At 40.8% G+C, this 25121-nt stretch carries 25 protein-coding genes; 9 read left to right on the top strand and 16 right to left on the bottom strand.

Annotated elements, in window-relative coordinates; all coding sequences use genetic code 11:
* Positions 1 to 187: 187 nt before the first annotated feature.
* The 9 genes from ACZ1G6_RS14680 to ACZ1G6_RS14640 all read right to left on the bottom strand — a co-directional run bounded on the left by ACZ1G6_RS14680 (position 188) and on the right by ACZ1G6_RS14640 (position 10897).
* Complete coding sequence (locus tag ACZ1G6_RS14680; RefSeq protein ID WP_472616970.1) at positions 188 to 2830, bottom strand: protein kinase domain-containing protein; 2643 nt, start codon at positions 2828 to 2830, stop codon at positions 188 to 190.
* 180 nt (positions 2831 to 3010) lie between these two features.
* Positions 3011 to 3559 (bottom strand): PP2C family protein-serine/threonine phosphatase, encoded by a 549-nt coding sequence (locus ACZ1G6_RS14675; RefSeq protein ID WP_472616969.1) that lies wholly within the window; start codon positions 3557 to 3559, stop codon positions 3011 to 3013.
* Between the two features lie 61 nt (positions 3560 to 3620).
* Positions 3621 to 4163, bottom strand: coding sequence for an ECF-type sigma factor (locus tag ACZ1G6_RS14670; protein WP_472616968.1), 543 nt, complete (start codon positions 4161 to 4163; stop codon positions 3621 to 3623).
* Positions 4164 to 4256: 93 nt separating this feature from the next.
* Positions 4257 to 4532 (bottom strand): hypothetical protein, encoded by a 276-nt coding sequence (locus ACZ1G6_RS14665; protein ID WP_472616967.1) that lies wholly within the window; start codon positions 4530 to 4532, stop codon positions 4257 to 4259.
* Positions 4519 to 5418 carry a hypothetical protein gene (locus ACZ1G6_RS14660; protein WP_472616966.1) on the bottom strand — a complete coding sequence of 300 codons (900 nt, stop codon included), beginning with the start codon at positions 5416 to 5418 and terminating at the stop codon, positions 4519 to 4521. The genes ACZ1G6_RS14665 and ACZ1G6_RS14660 overlap by 14 nt, the downstream gene beginning before the upstream one ends.
* Positions 5419 to 5479: 61 nt before the next feature.
* Complete coding sequence (locus ACZ1G6_RS14655; RefSeq protein WP_472616965.1) at positions 5480 to 7987, bottom strand: putative Ig domain-containing protein; 2508 nt, start codon at positions 7985 to 7987, stop codon at positions 5480 to 5482.
* A 93-nt stretch (positions 7988 to 8080) separates the two neighbouring features.
* On the bottom strand, positions 8081 to 9052 hold the full coding sequence (locus tag ACZ1G6_RS14650) for an alpha/beta fold hydrolase (RefSeq protein WP_472616964.1): 972 nt from the start codon (positions 9050 to 9052) through the stop codon (positions 8081 to 8083).
* Between the two features lie 27 nt (positions 9053 to 9079).
* Entirely contained in the window at positions 9080 to 9484 is a 405-nt protein-coding gene (locus ACZ1G6_RS14645) for a hypothetical protein (protein WP_472616963.1), read from the bottom strand.
* Positions 9485 to 9547: 63 nt separating this feature from the next.
* Entirely contained in the window at positions 9548 to 10897 is a 1350-nt protein-coding gene (locus ACZ1G6_RS14640; protein ID WP_472616962.1) for a GntP family permease, read from the bottom strand.
* A gap of 138 nt (positions 10898 to 11035) precedes the next feature.
* On the opposite strand from ACZ1G6_RS14640, the gene ACZ1G6_RS14635 reads away from it, so the two are divergent.
* On the top strand, positions 11036 to 11545 hold the full coding sequence (locus ACZ1G6_RS14635; protein WP_472616961.1) for a gluconokinase: 510 nt from the start codon (positions 11036 to 11038) through the stop codon (positions 11543 to 11545).
* Positions 11546 to 11577: 32 nt separating this feature from the next.
* On the opposite strand, the gene ACZ1G6_RS14630 is transcribed toward ACZ1G6_RS14635, so the two are convergent.
* The gene (locus ACZ1G6_RS14630) at positions 11578 to 11964 is read right to left on the bottom strand and encodes a DUF6746 family protein (RefSeq protein WP_472616960.1); all 387 of its coding nucleotides are present in this window, start codon (positions 11962 to 11964) and stop codon (positions 11578 to 11580) included.
* A gap of 203 nt (positions 11965 to 12167) precedes the next feature.
* Between ACZ1G6_RS14630 and rimK the strand changes: the two genes are divergently transcribed.
* Genes rimK through ACZ1G6_RS14615 form a run of 3 tightly spaced genes read left to right on the top strand, consistent with a single transcriptional unit; the run spans position 12168 to position 14535 of the window.
* On the top strand, positions 12168 to 13073 hold the full coding sequence (rimK, locus tag ACZ1G6_RS14625; RefSeq protein ID WP_472616959.1) for a 30S ribosomal protein S6--L-glutamate ligase: 906 nt from the start codon (positions 12168 to 12170) through the stop codon (positions 13071 to 13073).
* 2 nt (positions 13074 to 13075) lie between these two features.
* Positions 13076 to 14116, top strand: a complete 1041-nt coding sequence (locus ACZ1G6_RS14620; protein ID WP_472616958.1) for a succinylglutamate desuccinylase/aspartoacylase family protein — start codon at positions 13076 to 13078, stop codon at positions 14114 to 14116.
* Complete coding sequence (locus tag ACZ1G6_RS14615) at positions 14113 to 14535, top strand: ATP-dependent zinc protease family protein (protein WP_472616957.1); 423 nt, start codon at positions 14113 to 14115, stop codon at positions 14533 to 14535. The genes ACZ1G6_RS14620 and ACZ1G6_RS14615 overlap by 4 nt, the downstream gene beginning before the upstream one ends.
* Here the strand turns inward: ACZ1G6_RS14615 and ACZ1G6_RS14610 are convergent.
* The 3 genes from ACZ1G6_RS14610 to ACZ1G6_RS14600 form a co-directional block, all read right to left on the bottom strand.
* Positions 14527 to 15045, bottom strand: a complete 519-nt coding sequence (locus ACZ1G6_RS14610) for a DUF1003 domain-containing protein (RefSeq protein WP_472616956.1) — start codon at positions 15043 to 15045, stop codon at positions 14527 to 14529. The genes ACZ1G6_RS14615 and ACZ1G6_RS14610 overlap by 9 nt on opposite strands.
* The gene (locus ACZ1G6_RS14605; protein ID WP_472616955.1) at positions 15042 to 15911 is read right to left on the bottom strand and encodes a mechanosensitive ion channel domain-containing protein; all 870 of its coding nucleotides are present in this window, start codon (positions 15909 to 15911) and stop codon (positions 15042 to 15044) included. Before ACZ1G6_RS14605 ends, ACZ1G6_RS14610 begins: the two co-directional genes overlap by 4 nt.
* A gap of 155 nt (positions 15912 to 16066) precedes the next feature.
* Entirely contained in the window at positions 16067 to 17272 is a 1206-nt protein-coding gene (locus ACZ1G6_RS14600) for an ABC transporter substrate-binding protein (protein WP_472616954.1), read from the bottom strand.
* 96 nt (positions 17273 to 17368) lie between these two features.
* Between ACZ1G6_RS14600 and ACZ1G6_RS14595 the strand changes: the two genes are divergently transcribed.
* Entirely contained in the window at positions 17369 to 18964 is a 1596-nt protein-coding gene (locus ACZ1G6_RS14595) for a methyl-accepting chemotaxis protein (RefSeq protein WP_472616953.1), read from the top strand.
* 112 nt (positions 18965 to 19076) lie between these two features.
* Here ACZ1G6_RS14595 and ACZ1G6_RS14590 read toward each other — a convergent pair whose 3' ends face one another.
* A complete protein-coding gene (locus ACZ1G6_RS14590; RefSeq protein ID WP_472616952.1) occupies positions 19077 to 20672 on the bottom strand; it encodes a sugar porter family MFS transporter in 1596 nt (531 codons plus the stop codon).
* A 161-nt stretch (positions 20673 to 20833) separates the two neighbouring features.
* On the opposite strand from ACZ1G6_RS14590, the gene mazG reads away from it, so the two are divergent.
* A complete protein-coding gene (gene mazG, locus ACZ1G6_RS14585) occupies positions 20834 to 21754 on the top strand; it encodes a nucleoside triphosphate pyrophosphohydrolase (RefSeq protein ID WP_472616951.1) in 921 nt (306 codons plus the stop codon).
* On the opposite strand, the gene ACZ1G6_RS14580 is transcribed toward mazG, so the two are convergent.
* Positions 21746 to 22981, bottom strand: coding sequence for an ABC transporter permease (locus ACZ1G6_RS14580; protein ID WP_472616950.1), 1236 nt, complete (start codon positions 22979 to 22981; stop codon positions 21746 to 21748). The two genes, mazG and ACZ1G6_RS14580, sit on opposite strands and share 9 nt — an antisense overlap.
* A 1-nt stretch (position 22982) precedes the next feature.
* Complete coding sequence (locus tag ACZ1G6_RS14575; RefSeq protein ID WP_472616949.1) at positions 22983 to 23705, bottom strand: ABC transporter ATP-binding protein; 723 nt, start codon at positions 23703 to 23705, stop codon at positions 22983 to 22985.
* An 82-nt stretch (positions 23706 to 23787) separates the two neighbouring features.
* Between ACZ1G6_RS14575 and ACZ1G6_RS14570 the strand changes: the two genes are divergently transcribed.
* From ACZ1G6_RS14570 to ACZ1G6_RS14560, 3 genes are read left to right on the top strand one after another with little or no spacing between them, the layout of a single operon-like run.
* Entirely contained in the window at positions 23788 to 24123 is a 336-nt protein-coding gene (locus tag ACZ1G6_RS14570) for a hypothetical protein (RefSeq protein ID WP_472616948.1), read from the top strand.
* Positions 24020 to 24367, top strand: a complete 348-nt coding sequence (locus tag ACZ1G6_RS14565; RefSeq protein WP_472616947.1) for a DUF3299 domain-containing protein — start codon at positions 24020 to 24022, stop codon at positions 24365 to 24367. Before ACZ1G6_RS14570 ends, ACZ1G6_RS14565 begins: the two co-directional genes overlap by 104 nt.
* 50 nt (positions 24368 to 24417) lie before the next feature.
* Positions 24418 to 25086: a DUF3299 domain-containing protein gene (locus tag ACZ1G6_RS14560; RefSeq protein WP_472616946.1), complete on the top strand. Its 669-nt coding sequence runs from the start codon at positions 24418 to 24420 to the stop codon at positions 25084 to 25086.
* Positions 25087 to 25121 lie beyond the last annotated feature (35 nt).

Raw genomic sequence — 25121 nt, 5'->3', positions numbered from 1 at the left:
TAGTTGGTTTGCTGACAAGATTGTGTCACCGACATTAAAAAAATAATGTGGATTGACTGAATATAAAAATAAGCCTGATGTAAGTTTCACAAAAACTGCCGCCCATTACAGGACGTTTTAGTTTCAATAATGCCCTTGTTATCAATCAGCAACTATGGCGTATGCTCAATAAATAACTAATAAAGCACTAGTTTCCATCTTGTTGTTGACGCATTTTGCTCAGTTCGCTCAAAAAGCCACTAACAATTTCAACTTCAATGCTGTCTTCGCCTTGGTACTGTTTAAAAAATGCCAAGGCATCGTTTAAGTATTTCTCGGCTTCGTCCAACTTGCCTTGTCTCATAAGAGCATCGCCAAGCGAGCTTTTCACTTGAGTGACATACAGGTGTGATTCATCCATGTGTTGCAGCCTCATTGGTAATACTTGACGAAGTATATCCTCTGCTTTTTCATAGTCCTGCATCTCAATATAGGTTAGTGCCATTCCTTGCATAGGAAATGAGCGATGAAAATGATCTTTGGCTAAACCAATAAGATCCTGTTGTTCTATAGAGTTTTGAAAACTTATAATGGATTGTTCGTACTTGCCCGCATATTTTAAGAAGTACCCATGATTATTAAATGAAGCTGCATACATGGCATTAGGTGTGTCATTGTATATCTGGTCTAACAATTCCATATGTTTATTCGCAGCTTCAACGGCGTCATCTAATCTATCGAGTTTCTGCAACAGAATACTATATTCACTGTAAGTGATTGAAAGCTCGCGAGAAGGGGGCTCGTAGAGCTTTTTATGCTCCTCAATGACTTCTAAATATAGGACTTCGCTCTCGTCATATCGTTTCGTGTCCTTAAATAGCATCGCAAGTTGTCGTTTAGCAATTGATAAATACGGATGTAAATCACCATAGTTGGCGATCATTTTCGGTATGGCTATTTGTAAAATATCTATTCCTTCTTGATATCGCCCCTCTTTTCGATATACATCGGATAAGCGAGCTTCTGTCCAGCCCTGGTCAAACATTTCGTCAGGCGGCAAAGTGTCATTCATTTGAATTGCTTGTTCGTACAAGGCTATAGCTTCATCGTGTTTGCCAAGCGTATCTTGTAAGAATCCTTGTATATGGAGCGCTTCAACAATAGCGAAATGAGGTTCATTATAAGCAAGCTCAACGTATGTTTTTGCTTCTTCCATTAGCTGCTCCGCGATTTCATAGTCACTATTATCTTGTGCAATAATGCCTTGTAGCAGTTTAATGTTAGCAAGCTCAGCATAATCCGCTTGCTCAAGTTTTTCCGCCATTTGTTCTGCCGCTAGCAATTGTTCAGACGCGCTCGTTGCATCACCTAAAGAGTAATATGATCTGGCCAATACTCGATGCATGACCATGGCTGTGTGAGGTTCATCAAGCAGCGAATCGGCAATATTGGTTTTGCCTGAATCCAGTAAATCGATAGCGCTTATCTCATCTCCAAGCGCTACAGAGGGTTCAACACTGCTAAAAATATCCTGCAAAAAGCTGCTTACGGCTTCAGCACTTTTTTGAGCATCTTGAGCAAGATCACGTTCTTCTATTATCCGATTATAAGAAAAAGCAGAGACAGACAGAACTAAAGCTAGTGCCGATGCACTGACTAACGAAGTTACTTTATTCCGTTGAAGAAATTTTTGTGTTTTATAAAGCGCAGAACTTGCTCTAGCATGCACAGGGCGATTTTGTATAAATCGATTTAAATCGTCATACATGTCTTGAACAGTGTTATATCTTCTTTCTGGTTCTTTGTTTAAAGCTTTCATGACAATGTTATCTAAGTCCCCGCCAAGCTGTTTAACCAAATCAATTGGTTTTGATGCTCTGGATTCAGATATTGTGTTTAAACCATGTTCTTTTGTTAGTTTACTCAAGCGATTACTTGGCTTGCTTGGATATTCCTCGCAAATTGCACGTTCAATTTGCATTGGATTTGTGGTGTCGCTATCAATCGGATGCAAGCCAGATAATAGCTGATATAAAAGCACACCTAGCGAGTAGACATCGGTGGCAACTGTAATCGTTTCGCCTCGAATTTGCTCAGGGCTTGCATGCAAAGGAGATAGAATCCGACCAGCGGTTTGAGTTAGTGACGGTGCGTTTTCTTCAATTGCTTTGGCAATACCAAAATCCAATAGCTTAACGGTGCCGTTATTATCTACTAAAATGTTTGAAGACTTTACATCACGATGCACAATTAAACTTTGATGGGCATATTGAATGGCTTTACATACATCCATAAATAAGCCAATTCGTTGTTTTGTATTTAGTGAATGTAAATCACAATATTCATTTATCGGTAAGCCATCGACAAACTCCATGATTAGAAACGGCCAACCGTTATCCGTTTCACCGCCATCCAATAAGCGAGCTATATTGGGATGCTCTAGTTTGGCTAAAATCTGCCGCTCGTACCGAAAGCGCTCAATTAATTGAGCAGAGGATGACTGATTACTAACAAGTTTTAAGGCGACTTGCTTTTGATATTGTTCATCAGCACGTTCAGCAAGATATACCTCACCCATCCCGCCTTGACCAATTTTTTTAACTATCCGATATTGCTCAATTAGCATATCTATTTGGCCTACTTGCTGGCTTTGAGCAGATGCTTCGGCTACTAAAGATTCAAAGGATAAACCAGTTACATCAGCACTATTAAGCAACAACACTACTTCTTCTTTGATATTTTGCTGTGCATCACTAGCTTGGATAAATGATAAACGTTCACTAGCGGGTTTATCCATAGCGTGACTGAACAATGATTTGATCTCATCCCAGTCTTTTTGAGTTTTATCCATAACATATTCCTTTTTCTGTGATATTGGCCTTATGGGCTAACTAACATCGCCGTAATATTGTCGCGCCCGCCATTATTGTTCGCTTGTTCAACTAAGATTTGTAAGCGCGCTTTTTTGCTCAGTTGTTGAGTAAGAATCGCGTTTATTGTTTGGTCATCTAGTTCATCATTTACGCCGTCACTACATAAAAATATCTCTGAGCACTGGATGTAAATTAACACTCACGCTATCAGTTTTAGGTTCGAATGTTGGACATAAACCAATTGATTTGGTGATGATGTGGCGTTTGGGATGAGACATAGCATCTTGAGCAGATATTAATTTAGCATCAATCATTTCTTGTACTACGGAATGATCTGATGTCAGTGGTGTCATAGAATTATTATCCACCAAATATGCTCGACTGTCGCCTACCCAAAAAACCCGATAAGCTTCTTTTATTCTCTGTAGTATCACTACTGTACTGCCCATACCTTTGCGCATATCCATGTGAGTAGATACTTTTTGTATGTATAGATTAGCGGCAATAATAGCCGAGCTAACGCTTTTACCTTGTTCCACATATTCACATACAATTTTGCAGCTAACTTCGCTGGCAAATTTTCCATGTTCGTGACCGCCCATGCCATCTGCAATCATCCAAAGACCAATATCTTCTCTGATGACATAACTATCTTCATTCATTCTTCGTTGGCGGCCCATATCTGAAATAGCAGAAGCGTTATGCATATTTAAATCCTTTATCTCACAATGAAATAGGCTTGATTTTGATGCCATAGCATTTTGATCGTTAACTAACAAATTGCTTATTTATCCATGCCTTGGCCAAACGAATATCTCGCTCTACTGTCGCCACGGATGTTTCAAATACTTGTGCTAATTCTGTATTGCTTAAGCCGGCAAAGAGTCTCATTTCGTACATTTTTGCTGCACGTTCATCTAAGCTTGAAAACAGTGTTAGCACTTCATCAAGCAGAACGAGCGAAGTAGTGTTACCAACGTCAATTAACAGTTCATCATTTGATGTGGTTGCAAGGGCAAAGGCTTTTCGTTTGCTCGCAGCTTTTGCTCTTGCATGGTCTACTAAAATTCGTCTCATATGACTAGCAGCAAGGACAAAAAAATGAAGCCGATTTTGAGTATCAATGTTAGCCGAATGCAAAGATAGATATGCTTCGTTAACTAAAGCAGTTGCTTGTAGGGTATGACTAGGGTTCTCTTTGTTCATGCATCGCTGTGCGATTTTATGTAATTCATCTAAGGCTTGCTGTGTTAAACCGTCAAAGCTTATTTGACTGAACGTATCATCAATATCATGCTGCTTATGTTTCATATCACTGCTCATCGCTTACCCACATTATCTGTCTTTGCTCAACTGATAGATACACCCTAGGCCTACAAAGTATTCCTAGGGCTATATCTTTCACTACTGCTTGACTTCAGTAGGTGCTTCAGCGTTGTTGCCGGCAGCACCGAGTTGAAAGGTATTATTTGAGTTTATACCAATCGTTCCGTCACTTGCAAAAATGCCATAGTTCCAGCCGCCTTGACCACGGTTAGGGTTGATACCGTTACCAGCATTCCCGGTATTAATACTTGAATCACTAATGTCAAGCTGCGAGTTGCCCAATAATACAATACCTGCCACTGGACCACCGGCTCCACCGCCACCTGCACCACCATTACCGCTAAGGCGAACCACTACCACCATTGCCACCTTTGCGACCGCCTGTGTCACCGCCGGTGCCGCCACTGCCACCATCACCACCTGTTCCGCCTAACCCACCAGCACCACCGATGCCACCGTTTGCGGTTTGTAATAGACTATCGCTAACATTAGCAAAGTCGACACCAAGTAATACCATAGCGAATGAACCTGCTGCGCCTCGACCTATTGTTCCGCCGTATCCGCCTTCACCACCTTCACCGCCGCCACCGCCGCCGCCACCAAAGTTTGCGTCAATACCAGCGCCACTGCCACCGCCACCGCCACCAGCGCCACCACTACCTTGGCCACCATTAGACTTACCATTGCTAGGAACAAATATGCCCTGTTCGAAACTAGATGAATTATCCGCACCATTGCCTTGAGTACCTGTGGCCGCGCGGGTACTGACAGAACCTCCATTAGCGCCAGAACGACTCCATTCGCATTGCAGAGTTATCGAGAGCTGTGCACTTGTACCATTGCCCGCGCTCCCTCCTTTTATTGAACCGCTATCAGTGCCTTTAGTACCTGCAACGCCATCAGCACAAACAACCACGCCGCCTTTCGCTGTTCCGCCTTTACCACCATTTTGACCATTATGACCAGCACCTCCATTTCCGCCTGTGCGACTGGCAGAACCATTACTACCGTCATCACCTGCGTCACCATTACTGCCTTTGTTACCACTTGCGCCGTTTGCGCCTGTTCCTGCAAAAATAGAACTACCGATTAAATCGACTCGACCAATACTATTGGCAAACAGCCCATAACTAGAAGCTGCTCTGTTGTTTGCATCAGTTTGAGTGACTGGCAAGTCAGCTCCTTTAGCAACTACTCTATCTATAATTAAGTTACTGCCAGAGTTCGCTAAAATTGCCATAGAATGTCCATTTTCACCGTTACTAGCTTTTGCCTCCAGACTTAAACCGCTTACGACAGTATTAGTGAAGTTTTCTATTTGTATTGCAATACAGGCTATCTACCATAATTGGGGTTGGGGCTGTTTCTGGCTCATGAGTCCAGTTTTCATCAAATCCACCATAAATGCTTGCCGAACTTGGTAATACAAGTGTATTTGTTAGTTCATAGAAGCCAGAATCAGGCGTATTGAGATAGATATCAGCGCCTGAAAAGCTTATTTCAAGGCTTCTTTCTAATGTACGAACAGGGTCGAGCGGTGCCCGTCCAGAGTTATTAAAGTCATGGCCATTGTCAGGGTCAACAAATACGGCATTTTCTTTGTCTTTAGCAACGAACACCGAAACTGAATCGCTTGTTGATGAGTCTTCTAAGCTGGTGTCTTTCACCGTTACGGTAAATTGTAGGTTGGTGACATCATTTGGTGCGTCAAAGGTAATTTTTGCGGTGTTGGGTAAAGTACCGACTGAAATACCACCAGTTTGCACCCACATGTATGACAGATTAGAACGGTCTCTAAAGTTTTCTGGTGTTGCTTCTAAAGAAATTGATTCATTTATACTCACTAATCCATCTTGACCGGCCTCAACCATCAAATCACCACGCGGATCCGTACAATTGGCAAACTCAATACCGTCGTTTGTGCCATCTCCGTCAGTATCAGCTAGTAAAGGGTTTGAGTTAATTAAAAAGAGTCTGTCGCCTTGTTCACATGGCGCTTGATCTAAATTGCTCAACCACCCATAAATTTCTGTTGCATCATCTAAACCATCATCATCGGTATCAGCTTGATCTAGTTGAGTACCATTGAGAATCTCTAGCCGGTCACTTAGACCATCTAGATCACTATCGGTGATATAAACCATATGCAATGTATCGCCTTTTCGCAGCGAAATATCTGTATCTGAGTAGTCTTCAGCAAGTATGTTGTAAAGTATTGTCTCGGTTGCACCTGATGGCGCATTAGCAGGCGTAAAAGTATGTGCCACCAACCAGTAGCTATTGGTGCTGCTATTCATGGTGATACCACGGATGGCACTTAAGCCTGTTTTACTATTTGGAAATCCGGGAAATGATTCTTGTGAAAATTCATAAGTAAAATTTAGACGTTGGCGCATAAGCTCATCAAAACTTAGGCTATCAGATGTGCCATTATCTACGGCAACACGATGCCTCTGTGTTTCGATGGCTTGATTATCACCAAAGTCGATAATTATCTCAGCGGTCCTAGCACGAACATTTTGAGCGGCTAAATTAAGATCGACATCTGCTCTTTGTCCCGTCAATGACAAATTAGTTGCTTCGAAAATCAATTGATTAGAATTCTCTAAGATTCTGCTGATTTCCTCGGGGTTATTCTCTGCCCGATAAACAAAATTGAAGGGCGTAAAATCATTATCGGATGGCTGAACCGAACTACCTAAAGGTGGAGGAGTAAAGGTCATATCACCATCGAATAAAAGGGTGCCAACAGCGATTAAGTCTCCAGGTCTTTCTGGGTTTTCCATAAAAGCGGAGATATTCATGTTGTTAAGTGTATAGCTGACATCGCCATCGTTTAACAAACCCATTAACACCTTTATTTCACCGCCGCTAGTTTGAACTGTTTCTGAACTTAAAGTCTCAAAATACTCAGAGCTAGCTTGGCGGTTCGTTTCAACAGTTGTCTCATTCCAATAGTTTGTTTCTGTGGTTGTATCTGTATGATTATAGTCATACGAAGCTTCTACTTTTCCACTTGTAATCGGGCCAGATTTCTTCACCTCAGCATTAACATTAACAGCATGTTGCTCTTCAATTACATTGGTATTTTCGCGTCCTCTATCCGTTGTAGTTTGGATTTCACTGACACTTTCATCGGTCATTCCTTTGCTTATGGTGCCACTTTGTGTCGTTGTAGCATACAGTTGAATTACTGGTCGCCCTAGACGTTGCATACGTAAACGCGGTACATCAGCCACAAGTGGATTAAAGCGCAAATGAGTTCCACTAAATTGGTCCCAATTGTCGACTTCTTCTTTATCTAAAAAACCATCTCCATCAGTGTCTGCTACATTGGGGTTGGTTCCTAAGGAAGTTTCTATGGCGTCAGTTAAACCGTCACCATCAGTATCTTGTGTACTGGGATTTGCAACAACCGCAATTGAGAAATCGCTTAGACTTGTGCTAACTGTGCCATCAGATACACTGATTTGTATATCTGTAGAATTGCCAATATCTTCTTCTTTTGGCGTACCTGACAATTGACCTGTTCCTGCGCTAAAGCTTGCCCAGCTTGGTTGGTTAGCAATCGTAAACGTTAGTGTATCACCATCTACGTCACTGGCTTGAGGGGTGAAACTGTATTGCTCATCAACTCTAACGCTATTGGCTGGAGTACCAGTGATTGTTGGTGCGCTATTAGTGGGTTGTGGGGTTGGTGTGGGAGTCGGTGTTGGGCTAGGATCATCTCCACCGCCTCCACATGCTGCTATGTTTAGTAAAAGAAATAACACGCTTAGTTTAGGTAAATTGCTTCCAGTTGTTTTCATATTTCGCTCCGTAACAGGGATTTTGACCGTATTACTATTAGAAGCGTAAACGCGTTTATAAAACCCTCACGGTTAGATAAATATTTATTGAACTCAGGGCATAGAAAAGTTTGAAGATTGTTTTAGCAAAAATTGCTCAACGGCAAAAATGGTAGCGGTAGGGTCTTCTTCATGTGGTACATGACCTAATTCGTCAAATACCACTAATTCACTATTATTTATTTCTTGGTGAAAGCGTTCACCAAACTTTAGGGGAATTAATTTATCTTTGGCACCCCATAGAATCAAGGTGGGCACGTTGATAGTGGGTACTTGCAAAGCTAAGTTATTAGGTGTCGTTTGCTCAAATCTTGCTTGCAGTGCTTCTCGGTTACCTTGTCTTAACGAGAGTTGATAGTAACGTTCTACTAAATTATCAGTCACTAGTTTGGGGTTGCCATAAACATTCTTTACGCTTCGTTCAACCAATGATTTTGGTAAAAAGTCTTTTAACAAGACTTTAGCAACTGGATTTTGCGATAGTTTAAATGCTAAAGGTACGGATTCCGGGTCGTAAGGATAACCGCTTGCATCAACCAATATTAATTGTGACACTCGTTTTGGAAACTTTATCGCGGTCGCCCAGGCAATATACCCACCAAGGGAATTGCCTGCTACTACAGCGCGATCGATACCCAAAAAATCAAGCACCTCAATGACAAAAGTGGCATAAGACGCTATTTGATATTGATTATTAGGTTCAGGACCCGTCAAACCAAAACCTGGTAAGTCAAACCGAATAACTCGTCGGTCTTTACTTAGTTGCTGGGTCCACCCATCCCAAGTATGCAAAGACGCGCTAGTGCCATGGATAAGAATAATGGGCGCTTTATCATTTTTGGGACCTTCGTCTCGGACATGAACCTGCATACCGTTAATATCGATAAACTGAGAAGGGGCAGGAGCCCACCTTTCAAGGAGTTGTTGAACAGGGACATCGGGAACTTTGTTCATAAATACATAAACACTGATGCCCGTGAATATAAGTACGATGATCGTTATAAAAACACTAAACACGAGTTTCATTTCGTTACTCCCTTGGATTTTTTATATTTACGTTAGAACCGCAATGACTTGGACAAATATGTAGCCAAATCCAATGGTCGTAGGCACAAAACTAGCACATACCATGAATCGACCAAGCGCAGTCTGAGCTTTGCCTAATCTAGGGTTGATCGCCTGTAAAAAGAAACCAAAGGGGTTATAGATAACGCCAAAACACAAAACAGCAATTAGCCATTTGGGTAAATCAATATCAAGATATAGGCACAAAAAGTACGATACGCTCAATAAGGTTGCCATAATTAAGTAATCTACATGCGATCGAACTAGGTTATGCGGAACAGGAAATATTCGTTTTAGAACAGCAATTTTCCCATAAACAATAAGTGTAGCTAACCAAGCTTCTAGCAACGAAAACAACATAACAGCTGATGCGGTAACAATAAGCCAAGTCATTGATATGTTGCTTAAACTAAATGATAAATTGCTTGCGGTCTCCATAAAACCTCTTTGATTTTGTTACAGCATAAGACTAAATATAAACGCTAATCCAAAAGCGATTAAACCAATTAGTGTGACCATCGGCGTCCATGTTTTTAAGGTTGTTTTTTCATCCATGTCAAATAAACGACTGACTAACCAAAAGCCTGAATCATTGAAATGAGATAGCACACTTGCTCCACCCGCAATGGCAATGACAATAAAGCATAGATCGAATTGACTCAAAGTACTTTGAGCGCTAACCATAGGCGCAATAAGCGCAGCGGTTGTTGTTAACGCAACAGTAGCAGAGCCTTGCGCGACGCGAAGGCTTGCTGAAATAATAAATGCGGCAACAATAAGCGGCACACCCAAGTCGCTTAATGAATCTGATAAGGCATCACCAATGCCCGTAGCCCTAAGCACACCACCAAACATCCCACCTGCGCCGGTGACCAAAATAATAGCGCAAATAGGTCCTAAGGCTTGATCGCTTAAGTCATGAATAGCTTGTTTACCTAATCGATTCATAAACAAAACCATACTTACAATCAGGGTTATTCCCAGTGCAATAGGAGTTTGGCCAAGTGTTTGTAAAATATCAAAAATAGCATGACTACCATCAAAATTTGTCATTACTTTGTAAGTGTTAATGCCAGTGTTACAAAAAATAAGCACCAAGGGTAAGAGCAAAATAAGCAAAACCTGCCATAACTTAGGTTGTTTTTCGGGAGAAACATCAGTTGCGGTAAATAAGCGTGGTAAGGGGATATTTATCCGATGTCCTAAAAACTGCGAAAAAAGATAGCTTCCTGCATACCAGCTGGGGATTGCAATACAAATACCAACAATAATAAGTAGGCCAATGTCAGCACCAAGAAGATCGCCAGCTACAACAGGGCCTAGGTGAGGAGGCACAAGAGCATGCATAACAGCAAACGCACCTGCAGCGGGCATGGTATATAACAACAACGAACCTTTGAAGCGAGCGGCAACACTTAAAATAATTGGAAGCATGACAATTAAGCCTGCATCAAAGAAAATAGGGAACCCAAAAAGTAAAGAAGCCACGCCAATGGCAATAGGAGCGTTAGTTTCTCCAAAGCGAGCGATTAGACTATTGGCCAATACTTGCGCGCCACCGGTTACCTCCAATAGCTTGCCAATCATGGCCCCTAAACCAACCAACATCGCCACCGATGCAAGGGTAGACCCAAAACCAGACATCAAAGTTGGTACTAACATATTAACGCTAATACCGCCCAAAATAGCAGTAAGCGTGCTGATAACAAATAGAGAAACAAATGCATGGACACGAAATTTTATGATGAGTAACAGTAATGAAGCAATGGCAAAAATAGCTAACAAAAGTGGATGATCAGCAAGCAAAATAACACGCTCCATGTAATAGTGTATTGCACCATGTGTTTATGTAAATTTGACTGTAAACTGAAACAGCAACTAAAACAATAAGCAGTCTAATCAAACAAGGCAGCATTGAACAAAAAGTAGGTATAGGGCAACTCTATGAATAATAAGGCAATACGTTTTTTGGTGATGGGCGTCAGTGGCTCTGGCAAATCCACAGTCGGTAAAGCGTTGGCTAACTTAATCAATAGTGAGTTTATTGATGGGGATGATTTGCATTCAAGCACTAACATCGAAAAAATGCGTCAGTCTATCCCTTTAACCACCAGTGATAGGTTGCCGTGGCTCTCCACTATTTCTGCGTGTTACAAAGATGCGAAAAAACAAAACAAAGCATTAGTAATTGCTTGCTCAGCATTGAAAAAAGAATACAGAGATATTTTACGTGAAGGCGATAGCGCACTGGTTACGATCTTTTTGGAACTTGATGAGCAAACGCTGAGCTCAAGAATGAAACAACGGGAACATTTTATGCCCAGTGAGCTATTAAAAAGTCAGTTGGATACACTTGAGGCACCACGAAACGAAACTAATACGCTCACCTTGTCAAAAGAGCAAACAATAGATGCTCAATTAGATGCGATATGCGCATTTGTGTTGAGCCTTTAACAATTCGTTATACGATCACCAGGACACTTAAATTAGCTACATTGAGTCGCACTAACAATCATATCACTAGCAGTAAGATAACGTTTAGCATTATCAATGACGGCTTCTCCATCCATTGTTTCTGATCCAAGGTGCACTTCTTCGAGGTCTACAGCAATTGTGGCTAAGTCCTTTTGCATTTGAATGACAGCGTTCTCTAGGGTGTAGGTCAATTCATGTATTTTAACCATATCTAAAGCGCTAAGCTCATCCTTACTAGTGATCTGCGCCAACTGCTTGTTGTAGTTTTTAATATTGCAAAGGGCTGTAGCAAGATCAGGTGCTTGAAGTGATGGGAAATGGTTGTTGTCATTATCAGCTTGAACAGCAAAACCTAGTGTAAATGTAATAAACAATATGACTGTCAATAATGTCTTCATTAGTTTGTTCCTTTTTTATGATAGTTGTCCAAGTGACAATCCTTCGCAAGGACAATGACTGTAGAACATCATGCTTATTCATTCAAATGGTTTTTAGAAGAGATTTTACATCCAACTAAAATTTTATATGTGCATAAATTAACTATGAGATTTGTAAATGTTACCGTACTATCATCGGGCAAATAACTATACTAAGGTTTAATATGAAAATTGCAGTGCTATCACGTAACCCAAATCTTTACTCAACGCGACGATTAATCGAGGCAGGAGAGCAACGAGGGCATGAAATTCGTGTTGTAGATACTATGCATTGTTATATGGATATCACCAGTAGCCGGCCATCCGTAAGGTACAAAGGTAAGGCCCTGCCTAAATTTGATGCAGTTATTCCTAGAATCGGCGCCTCAGTAACATTTTATGGTACATCTGTGGTTCGCCAATTTGAAATGATGGGAACGTTTTCAATCAACGAGTCTGTTGCTATTAGCCGTTCTCGCGATAAATTGCGCTCTTTACAACTATTGTCACGCAAAGGAATTGGTCTTCCGCGTACTGGTTTTGCTAATCATCCAGACAAAATTGATGATTTGATAAAGAATGTTGGTGGTGCACCTGTGGTTATCAAATTGCTAGAGGGCACTCAAGGAATTGGTGTGGTATTGGCTGAAACTGCTAAAGCCGCCGAATCAATTATTGAAGCGTTTATGGGGCTAAAGGCATCAATTCTTGTGCAAGAATATATTGAGGAAGCCGGTGGTGCAGATATTCGATGCTTGGTCGTAGGTGGTAAAGTCATTGCTGCGATGAAACGTCAAGCAGCGCTAGGAGAGTTTCGTTCCAATTTGCACCGAGGGGGCTCTGCAAGTCTTGTCAGATTATCGCCGCTTGAACGTAAAACCGCCGTAGATGCAGCTAAAACAATGGGTTTGAATATGGCTGGGGTTGATATCCTGCGTTCCAAAAATGGCCCAATGGTGATGGAAGTTAATTCATCGCCAGGCTTAGAGGGCATTGAAGCGGCTACCGGTAAGGATGTTGCTGGTATGATAATTGACTTCATTGCTAAAACAGCGACGCCAAATAAAACAAAAACGAAAGGTAAGGGCTAAGCATGAAGCGCGATAGCATTACTATTGGGGGTGTGACAATACAAGCGGGTGAAAAAAAACATCTGCAACTTGAGATGCCACCACTATATACCGACACGCACATGGGTATACCGGTTTATGTTCAGCATGGCAAACGCGAAGGACCAACACTGTTTGTCAGCGCTGCAATTCATGGTGATGAATTAAATGGCATAGAAATTATTAGTCGCCTTATTAAAAGCCGAGGCATAAAAAATCTACGCGGTACTTTGATCGCTATTCCCATGGTAAATGTTTACGGTGTGTTGAATCAAAGCCGATATTTACCCGATCGTCGAGATCTTAACCGATGTTTTCCCGGCAGTAAAAAAGGCTCATTAGCGGGAAGAATAGCCCGCTTATTCTTAGATGAAATTGTGAGTAAGTGTGATTTTGGCATTGATTTGCATACAGGGGCTATTCATCGCTCTAATTTGCCACAAATACGCGCTAATCTTGACGACCCTCAAACACTTGAAATGGCAGAAGCGTTTGGAGTACCAGTATTATTAAATGCGGATATACGCGATGGTTCGTTGCGTCAAGCAGCAGCTGACGAAGGCGCTAGGGTGTTGTTGTATGAGGCTGGGCAAGCTCTTCGTTATGACGAATTTTCGATTCAAGCCGGCATCAAAGGTATTATTAAAGTGATGCGTAATATCGGCATGCTTAACAAGGCAAAGTCAAAAGGACATAGTATTAAACCTTTTGTGGCTAGGCAAAGTGGTTGGGTTCGAGCAAACGAGAGCGGCTTTGTTGTGCATAAGGCGAAGCTTGGCGATCATGTCGAAAAAGGCGATATTCTTGCAACTATCTCTAATCCATTTGGTGAACAATTAGGGGTGATGTATTCCCCAGCAACCGGTATTGTGATTGGTAAGCAAAATATACCCTTGGCCCAAGAGGGCGAAGCTGTTTATCATATCGCGTATTTTAAAAAACCTGATGAAGTAGCAGAGCACGTTGAAATGTTGCAAGATAATTTGGTGTTACCAGATACAAGTATGGCAGATACACATTCATGACAAAAAAACTGATGGTAGGCAGCTTAGAAAAATGTGATTTACCTAATTTAGGGATTCAGGATTTACATGTGCGCGTTGATACGGGCGCCGCGACATCTTCCCTGCACGTAGATAACATTGAAGAATATAATATTGACGACCAGCTGTGGATACGCTTTGATATTCATCCAGATATCCACGACGTCGACAGACTAGTGAGATGCTCAAGTAAGGTTGCTGGGCAGCGCAAAGTCAAAAGCTCTACTGCAACCAAACAAAAACGTTATGTCATCGAGACTGATATTGTTATGGCAAAACAGACTTGGCAGATTCAATTGACGCTAACGGACCGTTCTGAAATGACATATTTAATGTTATTAGGGCGCGAAGCGCTGAGCGGCAAATTTACGGTAGATCCAGAACTAGAGTATTTACTCTAAGTTAGTTGGTTCTTTGTTGCTGGGGCTACTTTTAAGTAGCTCTGTCAGCTCGTCTAATCGTTGATGCAAGCGCATTATCTCTAAATCACTTTTTAGGCTGACTTCATAATTTAATGTCGCCGCCATACGGTCTTTATCTGCTTGGCGATTTTGCGACATCATAATAATCGGCGCTTGCAGCGCAGCTAATGATGACAATACAAGGTTAAGCAAAATAAAAGGAAAAGGGTCAAAAGGAATTGCTTTAAATAAGGTTAAAGAATTTACTATCATCCAAATTAACATTACTGATAAAAACAAGATGATAAAGGTCCAAGAACCTCCGAATTTTGCTACTTTATCTGCTACACGTTGACCAAACGTTAATTGAATTGTAAATGAGTCGTTCAAGTTCGTTGCGATGGGCTCTTGATTGACGATTGCATTTAAGACACTTTGTTCGCCTTTATCTAAATTGTCATGCTTGCTATTAAAAAAGGTTTTTGACAATTGCTCTAAATATTTATTCATGATTGTTGTCCTTGTTCAATGATCGGCAATGTATCGGCTTGTTTCGTAGCGCTGCTTTTTTCAAACCAGAGAGTTAAATAGTCTTGCGTTAACTTTTGTTCTATCTCAAGTGCTCTCTCGGTAGGACAAAATAAACTAAATTCTAAGGCCGTTTCACCAATATCGGTGGTAAACACTCTTAATTCTGGCTCTGGGCCTGCGATTGTAACGTCTAAACGTCTTTCAATTGTTTGGTTATACCGTGTCGCTACATCATTAAATTCGGCGCAATATCGCTGAGCTTTTTCTTGCAGTTCGGGCAAAAGAGTAAAAGGGTTAACACTGGAGTCGCGAGTAATGACAAACTTATGATTAACATAACGCTTCAAGAAATTAAGATTTTTGATGGGACTGGTAATGAGCTTGTTATTAGGAATGAAGAGCGTTTTTCCAGTGAACTGATAGGTATGTAAATCGACCTCTAACAACGTTGTTTTGATATAATCGGTTTCAGAGACTTCACCACCGTTGTCATTTACTTGTATCCAATCACCTACTCGAAACGGACGAGTAGACAGCAAATAAAAGAACCCAATTACGCATTGTAAAAGTTCTCGGGTAGCAATGACAATGGCAACAGCAAAGGCAGCGATAGATAACGCAAAATTTTGCAGTTCACCTGCCCAAAACGTCAACAGTACTAAAAACAGCAATAAGTTTATTAGATTTTTTGTGTGGTTAACTAAGCCACGTCTATCGATATTTTTTGACTTCGCTTGCCATCGAATTATTGAAATAAGGCAGTATTTTATGCTGAGCGAGAAAAGAACAATCGCTATGCTGGCAGCAAACTTATGTTCAGTGAATAGCGCAATAACCGTTTCCAAGATTTATCCTATATTTTTGCATTGTAAAGAAACTACTGTGCAGTATAAGGCAAAAAATCATTTCCGTTTAATATATCCCATTGCCAATTAACAAAGAGCAATGATCGTAACAGTCTGACCAATAAAATAGTGAAAGAGCTGACGAAGCTGCAGGATTATTGCAAGTGGGCTAATCTAGCTTCTTCTAGCGAGCGAGCTACCTTTTCAATATTTGCATCTTGCATAAAATCAGTAAAAATCTTTACTGATGCAGCTGCCATATCGGCTTCAGTATCTCTATCAAAAAACTGTGACACACCATCGGCGTTATTTAGCAGTGTTTGCCCTGTTTGTATAAAATAATCTGGATTCTCACGAGTGTGAAGATTTGGTGAAATCATGACTGCGGTTTCATTTAAATCTTGTTGAAACTCAACACTTGCAAACATGATTAAAAGCTTTTCAATGTTGTTTGTGATTTTTGTATATGAAGGGACAATGATTAAATCTAGTGGTGCCTCCTCATACTCCTTGATAGTTGGATCTATGATTGGGAATTTAAAAAACTTAAAGTCATTTGAAAGAGCCTGTGGCATAGAACTAGCAAAAAAATTACCGATTAAAGTCATGCCCGCTTTTTTATGATAAAGGTAAGGCATTGCTTCAGACCAATTATATTGGGTTAATGAATCAAGAAAAAAGCCAGCATCAATTAGCGTTTTCCACGTCACCAATACTTTTTTAACACGTGGGTCATAAAAGCTTTGTTTGCCCTTAAGCAATGATTGATGAAAATCTAAACCATTAATACGCAAATTAAGATAATCAAACCAAGCTGCAGATGGCCAATTAAATTTCGCCCCGATGGTGATTGGTGTTATACCGTTTGCTTTTAATTGCTGGCAAACATCAATAAATTCAGGCCATGTTTTAGGTGGCTCAATACCAAGTTTTGCAAAAACGGACTCCCGATAATAAAAGCCCCAGTGATAATAAGAAATCGGGATTGCATACTGACTATTGTTATAACTCGATACATCAATAGAGCCTTCACTAAACATATTGTGTAAATCATACTTTGTGTAGACATCGCTTAGGTCATGAACTTGATTTCTGTCAATGTATTGATAAAGACGCTGTCCACCTTGCCAAGTCAACAAATCGGGGCCATCGCGATTAATCAGCCAATCATTGAAATATTTCTTATATTCTGCATCAGGCTTAAATATAAATTTAACAGTAACTTTCGGATGGTCTTTTTCAAATTGTTTTGCATGCTTAATATAAATTTCTTTTTGGATTGATGTAGACGCTAAAACTCCAATTTCAATCGTTTCGGCGTTTACCTTGGTATAGCCAAGTAATAAAACAAAGCAAATCATTATTACATTCCTAACTATATTCAATTTATTTTCTCCAAGGCCGTTACATTCATGAGCAATGCTAATTTATCGGCCAAAGTTATTTAGGTATTAATAATGAATTTGAGAAAGAAACTTGCAACTGCCATTACTCTTGTCGTTGCCGTCACTATTGTTGTATTCACTATCAGTACCATTGCGATAAATAAGTCTAAAATGCAAAATGAACTTCAAATAAAAACTGAAAGTTCGACTAAGCGACTCGGGATCACACTTGCCTCTGCGATGTGGAATTACGATATAGATGCTGCAAAAAAAATAGCAGGTGCAGAACTTGGTACCAATGGTTTAGTGGGTGTTGTTGCATATGACAATGAAGGTAAGGTCCTTTTTGAGCTAAGTTGGGATGCAGCTGACTTGATGGTGCGAGAAGAACGTTATAATCAAGATGTTTATATTAAATCGACAAAAAATATTGAATACATTGGTCAAGGTGAAGCAATCAAGACAGGTGCCGTTGATTTGCTATTCGATGACGCTGAACTAAGCTCGATTTTTTATCAATCAATTATCAATGGCATTATTCAGCTTGTGTTATTAACGCTATGCTTGGTAGCAGTGATAAGCGCCATGAGTGACCGCCTTGTTATAACTCCTATCGATACCATTAATACTCGCGTTAAAGAAATTGCTGAAGGTGATGGTGACTTAACTAAACGTGTTAAATATGACAGTGATGATGAGTTAGGTGAGTTATCACGAAATATTAATGATTTTATCAATCATGTGCATAATATTGTGAAGGAAGTGATAGAAGTTTCAGTGCAATTGGATAAAACTACTCATGATAGTCAAGGAAATGTGAACCAACTCAATCAGCAAGTGACGATATTAAACACACGCGTTAGTGACATTCAACTAGCAATTGAAGCACTTGGCACAAGTTCAGAGCATGTTGCTAAGCAAGCATATGCGTCAGCTGAGTCGACAAAGCAAACGACTGACTTAGCAGAACAAGGCGTGCAAACGGTTAAACAAGCGGCAACGATGATTAGAGAACTAGAGGCAAGCATTAATGATTCAACTGCAAAAACAGAAGCATTAGAAAGCCACTCACAATCTATTACTCAGGTCATTGAAGTCATCAGAGAGATTGCTGATCAAACAAACCTATTGGCACTAAATGCAGCTATCGAAGCAGCTAGAGCTGGAGAACAAGGTCGTGGATTTGCTGTTGTGGCAGATGAAGTAAGAACACTTGCAAAGCGTACTCAAGTTTCTACAGGCGAAATCGCAGAAATTATCGAAAAACTACAAACGCAGTCTTCTGCAACACTAGATGTAATGAAACACGGCCTGAGTCTTGTTGAAGATAATGTAAAATCAGTTGATAAAGCTGAAAACACCTTCCAACAAATTCATGCGGCAATACGGGTTAGTTCGCAAGGCTCAAAAGAAATTACAAATGATGTTGGAGCACAGCAACAAATGTTAACTGAAATTAAAGGTAATATCGCAGAAATACTCACCAGTAATCAACAAACACTGAGTATTGCGCAAGAAAATTCCTCTATCAATGCTTATGTCATTATTATGAGTGAATCAGTCTCTAAACTGATTGAAAAGTTCAAGGTAGATGCGCCGGATCAGGCTACTAAAAAGGAGACAAAAGCCGAAGAACCCGAGGAGGACATTTTATTTTTTGAAGAGTAGATAAGTATTATCTATTTCAATATCCGCGGTGCTATTTCATAAATAAAATATGCTTGGGATTCATTTTAGCAATCTACTTTCCACCTAAGATCTGGCTTAAGGACTCAATGCGTTAGTTTTCCATAGTCGATTGTTTGTTACCAAAAATACCTTCAAGCTCTTCCAATGATTTGCCTTTGGTTTCAGGAAGTAGCCATACAACAAGCACAAGGCCAATAATAGCAAATGCTCCATATAAGCCAAAAGTGATAGCGGCGCCAAGAGTTGCAAGCTCTATTGGGAAGATAAGTTGGACACAAAAGCTAACTAGTCCATTGATAAGACCAACAAATGAAATCGCGACGCCTCGTAATTGGTTGGGGAATATTTCTGAGAATAATACCCACATAACTGGCCCTAAAGAGATGGCGAAGGAGGCAACAAAGCCCAATATCCCAATCAAAATCAACATTGCGTTCATATTGATACTCTTGCTAATGAGCAAGCTTTCGTTATCTCTTGCGGCCTCTACGCCTATTGTGTCTTGTAGTGCTTGCTTAAAAGTAACATCATCATCAAAGCGCTTATTTACCAAAGGCATCAAAAGAGAGGTATCAAATTGTTCTTCAATATCTTGTGTATTTTGGATTTCAATCAAACTGGCAGGGCTGATGGTATATGTGGCCTTTGCGAAACCATAAGTACACAAAGCCATACTTACAATAATACCTGACAAACCCACAATAAGAAGGGGTTTTCTGCCCCATTTATCAATAAGACTCATCGCAACAACCGTAAATACAACATTGATAAGACCAACCAATACTGCTTGCATAAATGCAGCGTTGGTGCCAATACCACTTTGTTCAAATATCGTCGGTGCGTAAAAGAAGATCGCATTAATACCCGTAATTTGTTGGGTCACAGCGACAATAATACCGATGATAAGCGCTAATCTCATCTTAGGGCCAAAAATATCACCAAGTCTTGCCCATAATGACTCTTGCTGGGCCGCAGAACTGTTTTGAATAGTTAAAAGCTCTTGCTTGGCTTCATCCGGTGGCAATAACTTATTGACGACGGCTAGAGCCTCATCTTCCCGATTATTCGCAGTTAACCAGCGCGGCGTGTCAGGAATCGTAAATAGGGCTAAGAAAAACACTAGTGCAGGCAATATTTCTAAACCAAGCATCCATCGCCATGTATGAGCTTGTAAACCAATAGATTCTACCCATGCAGCGCCTGAGGTGCTTAAGTCCAGAATAAAGTAATTGGTAAAATATGCAGCAGATAAGCCCAGTACAATATTCAACTGATTAATTGATACGCGTTTTCCGCGAGAAGCCGCTGGGGATATTTCGCCGATATACATCGGAGCAATCATCAACGAAGTGAAGGCCAACCCACCAAGGGCACGAGCGCTTACCAGCATTTCGTAATTTGTCGCAAACGCAGACGCTAAAGCCGATAGCAAATATAAAAAGGCAATAGCCAAAAGTACCTTCTTGCGGCCTAAAAAGTCACTTACTGGGCCAATTATCATGGTGCCAAATAGACCTGATAGAGTCGGTGCTGCTACTACAAAGCCTGCTTGAACGGGGCTTAAATTGAATTCAGTACTAACAAAGCCTATCACGCCTGAAATAACCGACGCGTCAAAGCCAAATACAAAGCCCCCCATCGAAACTACAATGGCGCAATAAAGTGAGTAAGAAGGTTTATAAGACATGTAACACCCTGAATTATTATTATTGAGTTGTGTGACTTTGCTATTTACTCGCAGGAATAATCACAACATTTTTTTAACATTACGTGATCAAATGCATCTTGACAAATATGTCGGACAAAATGAGACGAAGCGGTCGTTACGAACGTTATTCTGGCGTTATTATGAAAGTTTCTTTGCAGTTTGTATGGCATCAAATTATTGACCTTGTTATGGTTATGAGTCACTGTGCTTTTTTATATATGATCATGAATAACGATACAGCAATATCTTCTTTGGCCGCATTATTGGCCATTATGAAACGACTACGTGATCCGCAGGTCGGATGCCCTTGGGATATAAAGCAAAATTTCGCCAGTATTGCGCCCTACACGATTGAAGAGGCGTATGAAGTAGCCGATGCGATAGCTCAAAAGGATATGACCGCGATAAAAGATGAGGTGGGTGATTTACTATTTCAAGTCGTGTTTTACGCGCAAATGGGAGATGAACAAGGAGCATTTGATTTTACCGATATCACTGAAGGTTTAATTGACAAGTTGACGCGTCGTCATCCTCATATATTTTCAAATCAATCTCAACAAGATGCACCTTTAAGCGAAGCACAAGCGCTTAATCAGTGGAGGGATATTAAAGCAAAAGAGCGAGAAGGGAAGCCTGGGCACCAAGGCGATGCTCTTATACAAGGTATTGGTCACAATGGCGCTCCTATGATGCAAGCCATACAAATACAAAAACGCGTCGCATCTGTTGGCTTTGATTGGGACGCCCTAGGACCAGTTATTGAAAAAATCAAAGAAGAAATAGACGAGCTAAATGAAGCGCTCTTAGAGCACTCGGCCACTATTGATAATCAAGCTGCAATTGAAGAAGAATACGGTGATTTGATGTTTGCCGTATTAAATCTATCTCGCCATATCAAGGTTAGCCCCCACATTGCACTTCAAAAAGCGAACGCAAAATTTGCTTCACGCTTTGATAAACTGCGCCTGCATCTTCAACGCCAAGATATTAACATCGAAGATGCGAACCTAGAGCAAATGGAAGAGGCTTGGCAATGGGTTAAGCGCAATCACTTACCCTAGTTTGCTGTGAAGCGCGCTTTTGTAGGCATCGATTCCTGAAACAAAGAGACAATGATTGTTGCAAGGATCACTAAGGCCACTTAACAGCGCAACATCCGGGGATAAAATGGTATGGCTTAAAAACAGGCCAAATTCAGACGAAAGCCAACCCTCTAAACTCATAAGCAGAAGCTTAAGCCCCCCAATACCCACAGCTAATGCTAAACAAATCAATATTAACGCTTCTAATAGTATCAGCAGTAAAATTGTAAAAGGCCCGGCACCAAGCACCCTTAAAATAGTTATCTCGCGCTGGCGTTCATTCATAGACGCTAAAAGCATAGTCGCTAGGCCAAATAAGGCAGATACTAATACTAATATGGCAATCGCGCGAAGCAAGTTTTCAACCGTTGACATCAGTGTCCATAGCTCCGCCATAGCAACACCAGGCAAAACAGCCATTAGCCTATCGTCTTGATATTCGTTTAAGGCGCGCTGCATGCCGAATGTCGCGAATTTGCTATTAAGCCCTAGCATGACGGCCGTTATACTTTTAGGCTGAATTGATACCGTATCGGGTGATTCAATTATAGCCTGCAGCGCTGTCGGCGATAGATGAATCGCTTCAAGTCCCGATAGGCTGATATGAACAGTTTTATCAACGGGTGTCCCAGTACCAGCTAAAATGCCGCTTATGACAAATGGGGCTTTATCATGATTAGTAAAGCTTGTGTTCCCAATGCCATGTGAAATGACAATTGGATCTCCGACTTGATAGCCTAGTCTTTTAGCAACATCTGCACCTATCACCGCTTCAAACATACCGTTAAATTGCGTCCCTTCGCTAAAAGACAAATGTTGTTTGTTACCAAATTTATAATGGGCAAAGTACGCTTGTGTCGTGCCCATAACGCGAAACCCGCGATGAGAATCGCCTAAGGAAATTGGAATAGCCCATTTGACTTGGTCATTTGCTTGGAGCATTGAAAAGCTCTCATAGCTAATATTATTCGTCGGGCTACCCATTCTAAAAACAGAATACAGCAGCATATTTAACTGCCCGCTAGGCGCGCCAACAATCAAATCAACGCCTGATATGGTGCGGTTAAAACTCTCTTTGGCTTGCAAACGAATATGTTCAACACCGGTTAACACAATGACGCTGACGCAAAGTGAAGTGAAGGTTAACAATACGGTTTTTTTGCGACTTAGCAGACTTTGCCAAGCTAAAGACAACAAAGTATTCATGTCAAACACTCCCACTTGATGAATTAAGGGAAGACAGTTCGACCTTGCGATCAAAGTATGTACTAAGCTGACTATCATGACTGACAAAAACCAAGCTTGCTTGCGCTTGCTGGCACATATCAAGTAATACTTCCATAAAGGCGTCACGCGCTGATGCATCTAATGCTGAGGTAGGTTCGTCTACTAACAACAACTTAGGTTGATTAATTAATGCTCTAGCTATCGCTACGCGCTGTTGTTGGCCTGTGCTCAAGGCCCCTACTTGTTGCTGTAACACTTCATCAGGCAAAGCCAATTTTTTAATAAGTGCCAAAGCAGTACTTTGCAGTTTGTCTTTACTCATCTTTTTTTCAGACTTACGTGCAAAAAAATGGGCAAGCTCAATATTCTTCGCAACGCTTAAATATGGGATTAAGTTGAAACGCTGGAAGACAACGCCAATATTTTGGGCTCTAAATGTATCTCGTTTCCGGTTAGATAAGGCACTTATCTCTTCGTCAAACAACATAATGCGGCCTGATGTTGGCACCGCGATTCCGCACATTAAATTTAAAAAAGTCGTTTTACCGGTTCCTGAGTTACCCGACAAAAATACTTTTTCACCCTGTTTTAGCTCCCAATTTTTAATTGATAGTACGGGCTTTGTATTTTTTGCATAGGCAAATTGCATCTGTTCAATCTTGATCGCAACGGGCGCGTCATCGGTATTATTTAATGCGTTCACATTTTAACTTTTGTAGTCTTAACCATAGCAATGTTATATCATATTTTATGGTGGGTAGAAACGATTGGAGGCGAGTGTATTTATGATAAAACAAGCAAAAAAAGCGATCCTAGTTGTCTTTTTTATTGGGCTTAATATTATTTTTCCGCCACTACAAGCCGATACCAAAACCGACTATCAAGAAATTGAATGGACGCAATTGATGCCCATGGATGATTTAGCCGCTTTACTTAATCCTCCAGACTTTTTAAATCAAATCCCAGATGGTGGCAATACCGATAATGTGCAGTCGTTGCGCAGCATGGCTGTGAACGATGAAAACGCGATGCGCTTTGCCCAAGCGCTTGAATCAACACGCGTTATTGAAGAGTTTGATAATGTCGCTATTCGCTTGCCTTGGTTTTATTGTGCCGCTTGAAACAAACGATGAACAACGCGTTACACAGTTTTTTATTGTGCCGTATTTTGGCGCTTGTCTGCACCTTCCACCGCCTCCTCCTAATCAAATTATCTTCAGTGAATCTAAAGAAGGGGTTGAGCTAACCACACTTCAAGACGCATTTTGGTTTGAGGGAACCGTGATGATTGATCGTACCGATACCGCTTTAGGAAACTCTGCATATACAATGCGTTTAGATGCTGCCTATCTCTATGAAGACTAAGCACTTAATTTTTTTGCTCGCTGCTTTGTCTACAATGAATGGTTGGATAAATGAATAACAATTCGAAGCTTGTGATTGCATTTGTTGTTTGTATTTTGTTAGGCGTTGGAATTGGCTTTGCGTATACGCATTATCACAGCGCGATCAAAACATGGTTAAGCTTTGATTCTGCTTTGTATTATTCAAAAAATACTCAACTAAAAGAGCGTTTTCAAGCCTCTGAGCGCCAAACGATACAATGGTCACAATTGTTGCCCGACAACGAAAAATTCGTGTTAGAAAAATATCAACAACGCCAAGCTACCACGCCTACGGAATTTACCGATAATTTGCTCTTATCATTACAAGCGGCTACTGATGAGCAATATAGCGCTGCGATGACCTCAGTAAATACTGTTAATGAATTTGATAACCAAGCAGTGTCAATTGCTGGGTTTATTGTGCCGATTGATTATTATGAAGATAAAAGTGTGCGCAACATTTTTATCGTACCGTATTTTGGTGCTTGTATTCATTTCCCGCCTCCGCCACCCAATCAAATTATTTTTGCACAATTAAATGAGGGGTTTACTGAGTTAGATATTACGCAGGCCTATCAATTAAACGGTATGCTAAAAAGGGGATTGTTCGAGGACCCAATGGGCACATCAGCGTACATTCTTGAAGTGGTATCGATTGATACATACTATCAAAACCCTGACGATTTTAGACAGCATTAAGTGATATAAAAAAAGGCCTGCTAAATGCAGGCCTT

The sequence above is a fragment of the Glaciecola sp. HA4-3 genome (assembly GCF_055693685.1).
Note: the sequence above shows the minus strand (reverse complement) of the source record. Positions and strands in the feature narration are given on the sequence as shown.